Annotated in this window: 8 protein-coding genes; 5 read left to right on the top strand and 3 right to left on the bottom strand. The window is 74.5% G+C overall.

What is annotated here, in order from left to right; all coding sequences use genetic code 11:
* Nucleotides 1-1,581 carry an AMP-binding protein gene (locus ACZ4K2_RS32775; protein WP_467479173.1) on the top strand — a complete coding sequence of 527 codons (1,581 nt, stop codon included), beginning with the start codon at nucleotides 1-3 and terminating at the stop codon, nucleotides 1,579-1,581.
* Nucleotides 1,582-1,630: 49 nt separating this feature from the next.
* On the opposite strand, the gene ACZ4K2_RS32770 is transcribed toward ACZ4K2_RS32775, so the two are convergent.
* Complete coding sequence (locus tag ACZ4K2_RS32770; RefSeq protein WP_467479175.1) at nucleotides 1,631-2,509, bottom strand: LysR family transcriptional regulator; 879 nt, start codon at nucleotides 2,507-2,509, stop codon at nucleotides 1,631-1,633.
* 152 nt (nucleotides 2,510-2,661) lie between these two features.
* Between ACZ4K2_RS32770 and ACZ4K2_RS32765 the strand changes: the two genes are divergently transcribed.
* Nucleotides 2,662-3,513: a GPR1/FUN34/YaaH family transporter gene (locus tag ACZ4K2_RS32765; protein ID WP_467479177.1), complete on the top strand. Its 852-nt coding sequence runs from the start codon at nucleotides 2,662-2,664 to the stop codon at nucleotides 3,511-3,513.
* Nucleotides 3,514-3,546: 33 nt separating this feature from the next.
* Here ACZ4K2_RS32765 and ACZ4K2_RS32760 read toward each other — a convergent pair whose 3' ends face one another.
* Nucleotides 3,547-3,909 carry an STAS domain-containing protein gene (locus tag ACZ4K2_RS32760; protein WP_467479178.1) on the bottom strand — a complete coding sequence of 121 codons (363 nt, stop codon included), beginning with the start codon at nucleotides 3,907-3,909 and terminating at the stop codon, nucleotides 3,547-3,549.
* A 317-nt stretch (nucleotides 3,910-4,226) separates the two neighbouring features.
* Here ACZ4K2_RS32760 and ACZ4K2_RS32755 point away from each other — a divergent pair, with 317 nt between their 5' ends.
* Nucleotides 4,227-8,408 carry a SpoIIE family protein phosphatase gene (locus ACZ4K2_RS32755; protein WP_467479180.1) on the top strand — a complete coding sequence of 1,394 codons (4,182 nt, stop codon included), beginning with the start codon at nucleotides 4,227-4,229 and terminating at the stop codon, nucleotides 8,406-8,408.
* Nucleotides 8,408-8,698, top strand: coding sequence for an STAS domain-containing protein (locus tag ACZ4K2_RS32750; protein WP_467479181.1), 291 nt, complete (start codon nucleotides 8,408-8,410; stop codon nucleotides 8,696-8,698). The genes ACZ4K2_RS32755 and ACZ4K2_RS32750 overlap by 1 nt, the downstream gene beginning before the upstream one ends.
* A 36-nt stretch (nucleotides 8,699-8,734) precedes the next feature.
* Here ACZ4K2_RS32750 and ACZ4K2_RS32745 read toward each other — a convergent pair whose 3' ends face one another.
* Nucleotides 8,735-9,937 (bottom strand): PP2C family protein-serine/threonine phosphatase, encoded by a 1,203-nt coding sequence (locus tag ACZ4K2_RS32745; RefSeq protein ID WP_467479183.1) that lies wholly within the window; start codon nucleotides 9,935-9,937, stop codon nucleotides 8,735-8,737.
* Between the two features lie 186 nt (nucleotides 9,938-10,123).
* Here ACZ4K2_RS32745 and ACZ4K2_RS32740 point away from each other — a divergent pair, with 186 nt between their 5' ends.
* Nucleotides 10,124-11,311 (top strand): carboxylate-amine ligase, encoded by a 1,188-nt coding sequence (locus ACZ4K2_RS32740; RefSeq protein WP_467479185.1) that lies wholly within the window; start codon nucleotides 10,124-10,126, stop codon nucleotides 11,309-11,311.
* Nucleotides 11,312-11,782: the final 471 nt, after the last annotated feature.

The raw sequence follows: 11,782 nt of genomic DNA, 5'->3' as shown, positions 1-11,782 counted from the left end.
ATGCCAGCGACTCCCGCACCCGCGGTGCCCCACCGGCCCGACGAACGCTTCGACGAGTTCCTCCTGGCCGCCGCCGACACGCACCCCGACCGGCCCGCGGTGGTGGAGTACGCGGACGGCGCGCCACGGGTGACGACCTTCGACGGCCTGCGCGAGGCCGCCGAGCGGTACGCCGCCGCACTGGACCGCTACGGCCTGGACGTCGGCGAGCGCGTCATGATCGTGTCCGACACGTCCGCCGAGGCCGTCGCCCTGGTGCTGGCGTGCTCCTCGCGCGGCCTGCCCTTCGTCCCGGTCAGTCCCGAGACACCGGCCGAACGGCGGGAGACGATCGAGCGGCTGGCCGAGCCGGCGCTGTGCCTGACGGCCGGCGGGGAGCCGGGGCAGGGCGTCGGACACGGCCGGTTCGGCCCGGGCGGCATCGAGGTGCCCCGCCCGCCGGTGCGCCGCGGCCGGCTGCGGCGCGCCGTGACGCCGAGCGATACCGCCTACCTGATCTTCACGTCGGGCACGACGGGCCGGCCCAAGGGCGTGGTGATGAGCCACCGGGCCGTCGTCGCCTTCTACCGGGGCATGATCGCCGAGGAGTTCGTGTCGGTGGGAGACCGGGTGGCGTCGACCTCCCCCCTGCAGTTCGACTTCTCGCTGCTGGACATCGGCCTGGCCCTGGGCAGCGGGGCGGCGGTGGCGCCCGTCCCGCGGGATCTGCTGCGCTGGCCGACGCGGTTCCTCAAGGTGCTGCACGCGACGCGGGCCACGCACGTCAACGGTGTGCCGTCGATCTGGCGGCAGTCGCTGCGCCACGTGCCGGAGCGGCTGGCCGAGCTGACCGAGCTGCGCGGGGTCCTGTTCTGCGGGGAGGAGTTCCCGCTGGACGAACTGCGCCACCTGCAGCGGCTGCGGCCCGGCATCCGCCTGGTCAACTGCTACGGGGCGACGGAGTCCATGGCGGCCAGTTTCGCCGAGGTCCCCGACCCGCTGCCCGCCGGGGTGACGCACCTGTCGATCGGGAACGGGCACCGGGGCACCGACATCCTGCTGCTGGACCCCGAGGGGGCGCCGGTGCGCGAGGAGGGCGTCGTCGGGGAGATGTACCTGCGCAGCCCGGCCCTGATGACCGGCTACTGGGGGGACCCGCGGGCCACGGACGCCGTCCTGGTCGCCGACCCGCTGGAGCCCCGCTCCGGGCAGCGCCTGCTGCGCACCGGTGATCTGGCCTTCCGGGGCGAGGACGGCGCGCTGCGCTTCTGCGGGCGGCGGGACTCCCAGGTGCAGATCCGCGGCAACCGGGTGGAACCGGCCGAGGTGCAGCGGCGGCTGCTGGCCCATCCCGGGGTCTGCGAGGCGGCCGTCGTGGTCTACGAGGGGCCCGACGGGGGTGCCGAGCTGAGCGCGTTCGTCGTCCCGGCCGACGGCGCGGCCGCTCCGGCGGAGAGCGACCTGCTCGCGTTCTGCCTGCGCTCGATGCCCGCGTACATGGCGCCGAGCGTGGTGCGCGTCATGGGGAGCCTGCCCGTCAACCAGCACGGCAAGACCGACCACCGGCGGCTGCTGGCCGCCCTGGCCACGGACGCCGCCTGAGCCGTCCGCCGGGCTCCGCGCCCCGGAGGTCCGGGGGTGCGGGGTCCGGTCAGCCCGCGCCGACCACGTCGGTGGCGGCCTTCAGCACGGCGTCGAGGACCGGGTGCGCGCCGTCGCCGCGCCGCCACAGGGCCTGCGTGTAGGTGGGGGTGGCGGGCCGCCAGCCCACGACCCTGCGGAGCCGGCCGTCGGCGATGTCCTCGGCCACGGTGACCTCCGGCAGCAGTGCGACGCCGATGCCGCTCTCGGCCATGCGCTTCACCGCGGTGATGGAGTCCAGTTTCAGCGTCCGCCCCGCCCGCAGGGTCGACTCGACCTCGTACAGGAGTCCGCCGCAGTGCCGGACGTCGAGGTCGGCGGTGACCAGAATCGACGGGATCGGCTCCCGGGCGTCCGGGCGGCCGCGGGTCCGGCGCCCCCCGGCGACCAGGGCGAACGGTTCGGGGCGCAGGTCGCGGTGCTCCACGTCCTGCTGGGACGCTCCGCTCCCTATCATGAACACGCAGTCCAGCTGCCCGTTGCGCAGCATGACGAGCGATTCCTGGGGAGTGGACAGTCTGAGCGACACATCCATTTCCGGATATCGCAACAGCAGGTATTCGATGAGCGGGAGCAGCCGGTGGTTTATGAGGCTTTCCGACGCGCCGACGCAGATTCTGCCCTGCGGGGTGAGCGAGGCGTCCGCGATACGCCGGACGCGACCGCTGAGCCGTACGATCTCGCGGACCTGTTCGATGATGGAGTGACCGGCTCTCGTCGGCCGGACGCCGCCGGGCAGGCGTTCCAGCAGGACCAGGCCGAGGGACCGCTCCAGCGCCTTGATGCGGTTCGTCACGGTGGGCTGGGTCACCTGGAGCAGACTGGCCGCCCGGGTCACGCTGCCCGCGTCCACGGCGCCCAGGAACGCCTCGAAATGCCGTGTATCCAATTCTTCCCCCGCGTAGGTCGGCCCGTCGAAATACAAGCCCGGCTGTCCGCCGGCTCTTTTCCTTCGCTCCGTCGTCCAGCTATTCGGTCACGGACGGGTAACGGCGCCTAGGAGCGTAGCCTTCCCTCCTCTTCCTCATCAATACGTTTGGCATGTGCACTTATGGGGAGGCGGCTTTTCCCGGACGGTTGATTTCACGTCATTCTCGGCGGCCACCGGCCACCCGGCGGGCACGGGCGCCGGCCGCGGCCCGCGCGGTCCTCCCCCGGTCCCCGGCCGCTGCGAGTGAAGGGGTGCCGGCCGTGAACGAGGAGACGACGAGCGGTGCCGTCGCGGCAGCCGCCCGCCCGGCCCCGCGCCCGGTGGCCGCCGGCGATCCCGCCCCGCCGGGCCTGGCGGGTTTCGCCCCGACCACCCCGCTGCTGTCCGCCGTCGGCACGGGCCCGCTCAGGGAGTCCGGCGCGGCCCTCCCCGCACCGGCCCTCGCCCGGTTCCACGGCGGCCTCGACCGGTTCGCGGCCGGTCTGTTCGAGTTCCGCCACGGCAGCACCTTCGGCGCCACGGCGTTCGTCTCGTACGGCGCCTTCCGGCCTACCTACGGGTGGCTCGCGCCGCGCCCCGGTGGTCGCCGGCGATACCCACGACGCCCTGGGGCCGTTCCTGCTCGGGTGGGGCCTCCTCAGCGCCTGCACGGCCGTCGCCGCGCCGCGCGTCGGCCTCGCCGTGCGGCCGAGCTGGTGCTGCCGACGGCCACCTTCGTCCTCCTGGCCGCCGGCGCCTTCCAGACCGGGGCGCCGGCGCACCGTGACCCAGGTGGGCGGCTGGTTCGGCGCCGCCACGGGCCTGGCCGCCCGGTACGCCTCGGCGCCCCCCGTCGTCGAGGACACGCACGGCCGCCCCGTGCTGCCCGTCGGCCCGCGCAGGCCGGACCGCGACGGGCGCCTCCGCGCCGCCGGCCCCGTCGGGGACGAGGGGGCGGCCCGCCGCCCCGGCCGGGCCCGTGACCCGCGGGTACGCCGGGCCCGGCCCGCCGGGTGCTACTTCCGCACCCGGTCGAGGACTTCCTCGGCGGTGGCGTGCAGGGGGATTATCTGGTCGATCCCCGCGATCTCCAGCATGTGCCGCAGCCCCGGGCGCAGGCCCGCGATGCCCAGCGCGGATCCCGCGGCGGTGGCCTGGTGGTAGGCGGTGATGAACGCGGTGATGCCGGTGGAGTCGCAGTACTCCAGTCCCGCCAGTTCCAGGACCACCGCGGGGACCGAGCCGAAGGGCAGCTCGGCCACGACCGCACGGAGCTGCGGCGCGGTGTGGTGGTCCAGTTCCCCGTCCACCCGCACCAGGATCGATCCGCGGGGACCGGGTTCCTGCGTGATGGCCAACGTGCGCTCTGTCTCGGTCACAGGATCGTTCTCCTAGCGGCGGATGCGGGCGGGAGCTGGATGTGGCGCACCCTGCGCTGTCACGCCTACCCACGAATGAGAGGGCCAGCCGGGCGTCGTGCCCAGCAGGTGCCGGCTGCCACGACCCGGGTGCGGTACGTGCTCCGTGCCGGGCTGGACGGGTTGCCCAGAACAGTTGGCTTATCCTACGAAGTCGTCGCGGCACCGCCGCACCGGTGGGTCGGCGAGTCGTGGGTATCTCCTTATCAGCGCCGTGATCGACGGCGTCGACGGGGGCAGGAGCACTGCAGGGGCAGTGGGGTCGGAAAGGGTGTGACGTGGCGGGTTCCGAGGACGCTGGGGACGGGCTGTCGACGGCCGGGGCCGCCCTCTTCACCGCCGATCCGGTGGTCGGCCGTGATCTCCTCGCGGTCGACTGGGCGGCGACTCCGCTGGGACCGCCGGACGGCTGGCCGCAGAGCCTGCAGACCGCGGTGAGCATCCTGCTGTCCTCCCGGTTTCCCATGTGGATGGCGTGGGGACCGGAGCTGACGTTCTTCTGCAACGACGCCTACCGGCGCGACACCCTGGGCCGGAAGTACCCCTGGGCGCTGGGCCGCCCGGCCCGCGAGGTGTGGGCGGAGATCTGGGACGACATCGGCCCCCGCATCGACCACGTGCTGGGGACCGGCCGGGCGACGTGGGACGAGGCGCTGCTGCTGTTCGTGGAGCGGGCCGGTTACCGCGAGGAGAGCTACCACACCTTCTCCTACAGTCCGCTGCACGACGACGACGGCACCCTGGTCGGCATGCTGTGCGTGGTCAGCGAGGACACCGAGCGGGTCATCGGCGAGCGCCGCATGGCGACCCTGCGCGACCTGGGCTCCGACCCCAGTGTCATCCGCACCGAGCAGGAGGTGCTGGAGTTCGCCGGCCGGCAGCTCGCGCGCAACGCCAGGGACCTGCCCTTCACGCTGACCTACCTGTTCACGGACGACGGCACCGCCCGGCTGGCCGGCACCACCGGGATACCCGGCGGCCACCCCATGGCGGTCCCGGTGGTGCGGGCCGGCGACGCGGACCCGGTGTGGCCCGCGGCGGTGCTGTCGCGCGGTGAACCGGCACTGATCGACCTGGTGGGAGACCGGTTCGGCGACCTGCCGGCCGGCGACTGGCGGCAGCCGCCGCGGCAGGCCCTGGCCGTACCGCTGCTGCGGCAGGGGACCGCCCCGTACGGCTTCCTGGTGGCCGGCCTCAACCGCTACCGGGCGCTGGACGACGGCTACCGCGGCTTCGTCGAGCTGGCCGCCGGGCACCTCGCCTCCGGTCTCGGGAGCGCCCGCAGCTACGAGACCCAGCAGCAGCGGGCGGAGGAGCTCGCCGAGCTGGACCGGGCCAAGACCACGTTCTTCTCCAACATCAGCCACGAGTTCCGCACCCCCCTGACCCTGATCATGGGCCCGCTCGCGGAGCTGCGGAGCCGGCTGGCGGACGACGCGTGGGCCCGCGGCGAACTGGACATGATCCACCGCAACGGGCTGCGGCTGAGCAAGCTCGTCAACGCCCTGCTGGACTTCTCCCGCATCGAGGCGGGGCGTATGCAGGCCCGCTACGAGCCCGTGGACCTGGCGGCGGTCACCGGGGAACTGGCCAGCGTCTTCCGCTCCGCCATCGACCGGGCCGGCCTCGACTTCCGCGTGGACTGCCGCCCGCTGGGCCGGCCCGTCCACGTCGACCGCGACATGTGGGAGAAGGTGGTCCTCAACCTTCTCAGCAACGCCCTGAAGTTCACCTTCGACGGCTCCGTCGAGGTCGTCGTGCGCGAGGAGGACGGCCAGGCCGCCGTCACCGTCCGGGACACCGGCATCGGGGTGCCGCAGGCCGAGGTGCCCCGGCTGTTCGAGCGGTTCCACCGCATAGAGAACGCCCGCTCCCGCTCCAACGAGGGAAGCGGCATCGGGCTGGCGCTGGTCCAGGAACTGGTCGGCCTGCACGGCGGCACGATCACCGCCCGGTCCACCGAGGGCGAGGGCACGGAGTTCACCGTCCGGCTGCCCTTCGGCAGCGCCCACCTGCCCCCCGGCGCCCTCGCGCGCGCGGCCGGGACCGGCCCCCGGGCCGCGGTTCCCGCGGCGGCGGGCACCGCCGACCCCTTCGTGGAGGAGGCCCTGCGCTGGCTGCCCCGGACCGCGGCCGACCAGCCCGCGGGAACGGCGACGATTCCGCTGACGACGGGCACGCCGGCCCGCGCCGCCGAAGCCGGCCTGGAGGCCCGGGTGCTGATCGCCGACGACAACGCCGACATGCGCGAGTACCTCACCCGCCTCCTGGCCGGCGCCGGCTACCAGGTCGAGGCGGTCGACGACGGGCTGCAGGCGCTGGAAGCCATCCGCCGGGAACCCCCCGAGCTGCTGGTCAGCGACGTCATGATGCCCCGCCTGGACGGCCTGCAACTGGTGGCCGCCCTGCGCGCCGACACCCGCACCGCCTCGCTGCCCGTGCTGCTGCTGTCCGCGCGGGCCGGGCAGGAGGCCTCCATCGAGGGACTGCAGGCCGGCGCGGACGATTACCTCGTCAAGCCGTTCGCCGCCGCCGAACTGCTCGCCCGGGTCGAGGCCAACGTCAAGCTGGCACGGCTGCGCACCCACCACGCCCGCTGGCGCACCGCGCTCGTGGACTCCCTCCAGGAAGCCTTCTTCGTCTGCGATGAGCAGGGCGCCGTCATCGAGATCAACGCCGCGTTCGCCGACGTCCTCGGCTACGGCCCCGAGGACCTGCCCTACCTCCCGGTCCACCCCTGGTGGCCGTCGGCGCAGACCGACCCGGAGGCCCACCGCCAGGTCAGTGAGGCCTTCGACCAGCTCCTGAGCAACCCCCGGGGCTCCTACACCATCCCCGTCACGCACCGCGACGGCCACCGGCGGTGGGTGACCGCCAGCTTCGCCCACGTCCAGGACCCCGACTCCGGGCAGCGGGTCACCGTCGGCACCTTCCGGGACGTCACCACCGAGCACTACGCCATCCAGCGCAAGAGCGCCCTGGCCGCGCTGAGCACCCGCCTGTCCCAGGCCACCAGCCTGCCCGAGGCCCTCGCCGGGGCCCTGGAGGAGCTGCGGACCCTGTGGCGCGCCCGGTGCGTGCTGGCGGCCGTCTTCGACGGCGGCGCGGAGCCGTCCCTGACCGCCACCGACGGCTCGTCCTGGCAGGACCTGCCGGCCGCCGACCGGCAGGCGCTCGGCGACATGCGGTGCCGGCCCGCGCTCACCTCCGTGCCGCACTCCACCGGCGCCGCCATCACCGTCGAGCACCCCCGGGGGCCGATGGTCGCGTGGATCGACCTGGGCGAGCACCGGCCGTTCACCGAGGAGGACCAGCTTCTGCTGTCGCTGCTGGCCGGCCACCTGGCCCAGGGACTGAACCGGGCCCATCAGTTCGACCAGCAGCGCGAGACCGCCATCGCCCTGCAACGGGCCATCCTCGGGCCGTCCAGCCTGCCCGAGGGGTTCGCCGTCCGCTACGAGCCGGCCACCCAGCCCCTGGAGGTCGGCGGCGACTGGTACGACACCATCGCCCTGCCCGACGGCCGGACCGGGATCGTCGTCGGCGACTGCGTGGGCCGCGGCCTGGAGGCCGCCAGCGTGATGGGGCAGCTGCGCAGCGCCTGCCGCGCCCTGCTCCTGCAGGACACCAGCCCCGCGCAGGCCCTCATGGCCCTGGACCACTTCGCCGCCACCATTCCCGGCGCCCTGTGCACGACCGTCTTCTGCGGCGTCCTGGACCCGGAGACCGGCCACCTGACCTACTCCAGCGCCGGGCACCCGCCGGGCATCCTGGCCCACCCCGACGGCACCACCCGGCTGCTGGAGGACGGGCGGTCCATCCCCCTCGCGGTGCGGCCGGGCCGCCCTCGGCCCGAGGCCGAGTGCGTCCTGCCGGCGCGCGGCACGCTGCTGCTGTACACCGACGGCCTCGTCGAACGGCGGCGCCGGCCGCTGACCGACGGCATCGACCAGGCCGGCGAAGCCGTCCAGGACGGCCGCGACTGCACCGTCGACGACCTGGCCAGCCGGATCATGACCCGCCTGGCGCCGGCCGGCGGGTACGACGACGACGTCGCCCTGCTCCTCTACCGGCACCCGGCGCCCCTGGACGTGTCCTTCCCCGCCGAGTCCGCCCAGCTCGCGCCCGTGCGCAAAGCCCTGCGCAGCTGGCTCGACCAGTGCGAACTGCCGCCCGGCACCGTGCAGAACGTGCTGGTGGCCGCGGGCGAGGCGTGCGCCAACGCCATCGAGCACGGCCACCGCGACGCCCCCGGCGAGCAGGTGCGCCTGCGGGCCGAGGCCCTCGTCGACGACCTGCACCTGACCATCACCGACACCGGCCGGTGGAAGCACCCGCAGCCCGAGCTCAACCCCCACCGCGGTCGTGGCGTCACCCTGATGCGTTCCCTGATGCAGCAGGTCACCATCACGCCCGGCATCGCCGGCACCACTGTCGACATGCACCTGAGGATCGCCTGATGACCACCCCGCTCACCCTCGTCCCCGGCCGGCGCCCGGACGGCACACCGCAACTGACCGTCGCGGGCGAGATCGACATGAGCAACGCCGGCTCGCTCGCCGACGCCCTGGACGCCTCGGCCGGCCCGCTCGTGCTGGACCTGACGGCCGTCGGCTACCTCGACAGCGCCGGTCTGAGCGTGCTGTTCGTGCACGCCGAACGCCTCCAGCTCATCGCCACACCGCTGCTGGCCCCCGTCCTGACCGTCTCCGGTCTCGCGGACCTGGCCACCGTGCACGGTCTCGGCTGAGAACGCCCGCCGGGGGCGTGCCCGGCGGGCCGGCGCTCAGGCGTTGGAGCCGCCGCTGGTGTGACGCTGCCCGGAGAGGCTGCCGTGCCAGTCCAGCACCAGGGCGGTGGCGTCGTCGGCCAGGTGTCCCCCGCCGGCGTCCAGGACCGCCGAGGTCAGGGCCCGGACCACCTCGCGGGGGTGCTCCTCGCGGGTGTCGGCGATGAGGGCCGGCAGGTCGACCGCGGCGGCGTGGCGCTCCTGCATCCCGTCGGTGAGCAGCACCAGACGGTCCCCGGGCCGCAGTCGCAGCCGCTGCACGCGGTAGCTGACCGGGAGGGGCGCCCCGAACGGCAGGTCGGCCTTGACCATCAGTTCCTCCACGCGGGTGCCGCGCAGGCGCAGCGGGCGGGGGTGGCCGGCGTTGACCAGCGCGCAGGCGCCGCTCTCCAGGTCGATGCGCAGCAGCTGGCCGGTGGTCATGCCGCGGGCGTTGCCGGTGATCGCCCGGTGGGCGGCATGGGCCTGGTCGAGCAGGCTCCGTCCGGCGCGGCGGGCTCCGCGCAGGGCGTTGACGGTCAGCGTGGCCAGCAGCGCGGAGGCGGTGTCGTGGCCCATGGCGTCCGTGATCGACAGGTGGAGGGTGTCCTGGTCCAGGGCGTAGTCGTAGGTGTCGCCGCCGACCTCGTCGGCCGGGGCCAGTGCGCAGGCCAGGGTGAAGTGGGCCGCCTCGCAGCAGGGCGCGGTCGGCAGCAGCTGGTGCTGGATCTCCGCCGCCAGGCTCACGGCGGTGGTGCGCCGGCCCCGGTGGTAGAGGTCGGTGAAGCGGCGGTCGGTCACCACGATGTACGCCAGCGCGTGCGCGGCCTGCGCCACCGCGTCCCGTACCGCGTCGTCCGCGTGGGGCACCACCATGTCCAGCACGCCGATGCAGTCGCCGCGGTTGGTGACCGGCGCCACCAGCCGGCAGCCGCCTTCCCCATCGTCCTCCTGGTGCAGGCGCTGGGAGCGCAGCACCCGGTCGTAGACGCTGCCGGCCAGGGCGGTGCGCTCCGCCCGGCCGGCGGCGTCCCCGGCCGTGCCGGCCCGGGGCAGCCGCACGGCCTCCTGGCCCAGCAGGTCGACGAACAGGAAGGACACCTCCGTCGCCGAGAACCGTTTCTCCAGGTTCCGGGCCACCACGTCCACCGACTCCACCGGAGCGGCGTCCTCCGCCGCCCGAAGCACGTCGTCCAGGCCCAGGCCCTCGTCACCGGTCACAGCCGTCTCCCCGCTCTCACGATCCCCGGCTTCCCGCCGCCCGGCCCGGTCATACCGGCGCACGTGGTGTTCGGCGGAGCGGGCTGCCGGGCGCGGTGCTCGCTTCGTCGGGAATCGGTCGGGAATCGGCCGCGCTCGCCGTTTCACCGCGTGCGGGCGGGCGCCCTCTGCCACAGTGCACTCACCATGACCAGTCAGCCGCAGCAGCAGTCGCCGCCGGACGACGTACCCGCCACCGGCCACGGCCACGGCGCCCTCGGGGGCAGGTCCGCCCCGCTGACGGTCGGGGTGGAGGAGGAGTTCCTCCTCGTCGACCCCGTCACCAGGGCCGTCAGCCCCCTCGGCCCGCAGGTGGCCGCCGCGGCCGCGGGGGCGCTCGGCGACCGGGTGGGCACCGAGCTGACCCGCTACCAGGTGGAGAGCCGGACCGCCCCGCACACCCGGCTGGCGGAGGCGGCCGAGGAGATCCGCGCCACGCGGGCGGCCCTCGCGGCCGCGGCCGCCGGCCGCGGCCTGCGCATCGCCTCGACCGGCTCCCCGGTCCTGGGCCTGGTCACCCCCGTGCCCCTCACACCGGGCCCGCGGTACGCGGAGAGCCTGTCGCGGTTCCGCGCGCTGGACGACGAGCAGAGCGCGTGCGCCTGTCACGTCCACGTCGGCGTGGCCGATCCGCACGAGGCGGTCCAGGTCAGCAACCACCTGCGGCCCTGGCTGCCGACGCTGACCGCGCTGACCGCGAACTCGCCGTTCTGGGCGGGCCGCGACACCGGCTACGCGAGCTGGCGCACCATCTCCTGGGGACGCTGGCCGGTCTCCGGCCCGCCGCCCTACTTCGAGTCGCCGGCCCACTTCCAGGACCTGGTCGACGAACTCACCCACGCGCAGGCCGTGCTGGACCGCGGCGGCCTCTACTGGGACATCCGCCCCTCCCACCACCTGCCCACCGTCGAGGTACGCGTCGCCGACGCCGCGCTGACCTGCGAGGACACCGTCCTGCTCGCCGCCGTCGTCCGCGCCCTGGTCGCCACCGCCCTCGACGCCGTCCGCGCCGGCGAACCGGCCCCCCGCCCAGTGCCGGAGATGCTGCGCGCGGCCTGCTGGCGGGCGGCCCGCGACGGACTGGGCGGGCACGCCCTGGACCCGGTCACCCGCCGGCTGGCCCCGCAGGCCGCGCAGGTCGAGCACATGCTGCGGGTCCTGTCCCCCGCCCTGCGCCGTGCCGATGATCTCGACCTGGTGCGCGCCCGGTGGGACCGGCTGCGCGCCGAGGGAGGCGGAGCCGACCGGCAGCGCGCCGCCTACCGCCGCCGCTCCAGCCTGCGTGACGTCGTGGACCACGTGATCGCCGCGACCTGGCCCACGCAGACGCCCTGAGCGCGGTGCGCTCCGGGAGCCGGGCCGGCGGGGGTATGCGGACGGGTGCAATACAGCCGTACGTCCGCGAGCCGCGCGGAATACCGCCTGCGTGTACAGGCGGCCCGACACCCCTCGCAATACTGGGCCCCGCCCCTGCCGACCGTGGCCGCTGTCCGGCGGCAGGCCCGGGCGGGGGTCAGCGGCGGGTGCACGGACGGGTGTACTACAGCCGTACGTTGCCGGGCGGGTGTAATACAGCCGTACGTTGTCGGGCCGGGCGGGGTGCCAGTCGCGGGGTGGGGCGGGTGCGGTCCCGGCCGGGGCGTGGCCTCCTTTGCTAGGCTGTGCGCGACTTGGACCGTGGCAGAGGCAGAGGAGTCGCAGACGTGGTGGGTGACGACGACATCTCCGGGTGAGACCCGGTTCTGACGGCCACCGGCCGGTGCACAGGAGCGCCGCCGACGTGGTCCGTTTCGTCGTACCCCCTTT

Source organism: Streptomyces sp. NPDC025833 (assembly GCF_055558055.1).
This window is presented reverse-complemented; position numbering and strand designations above follow the sequence as displayed.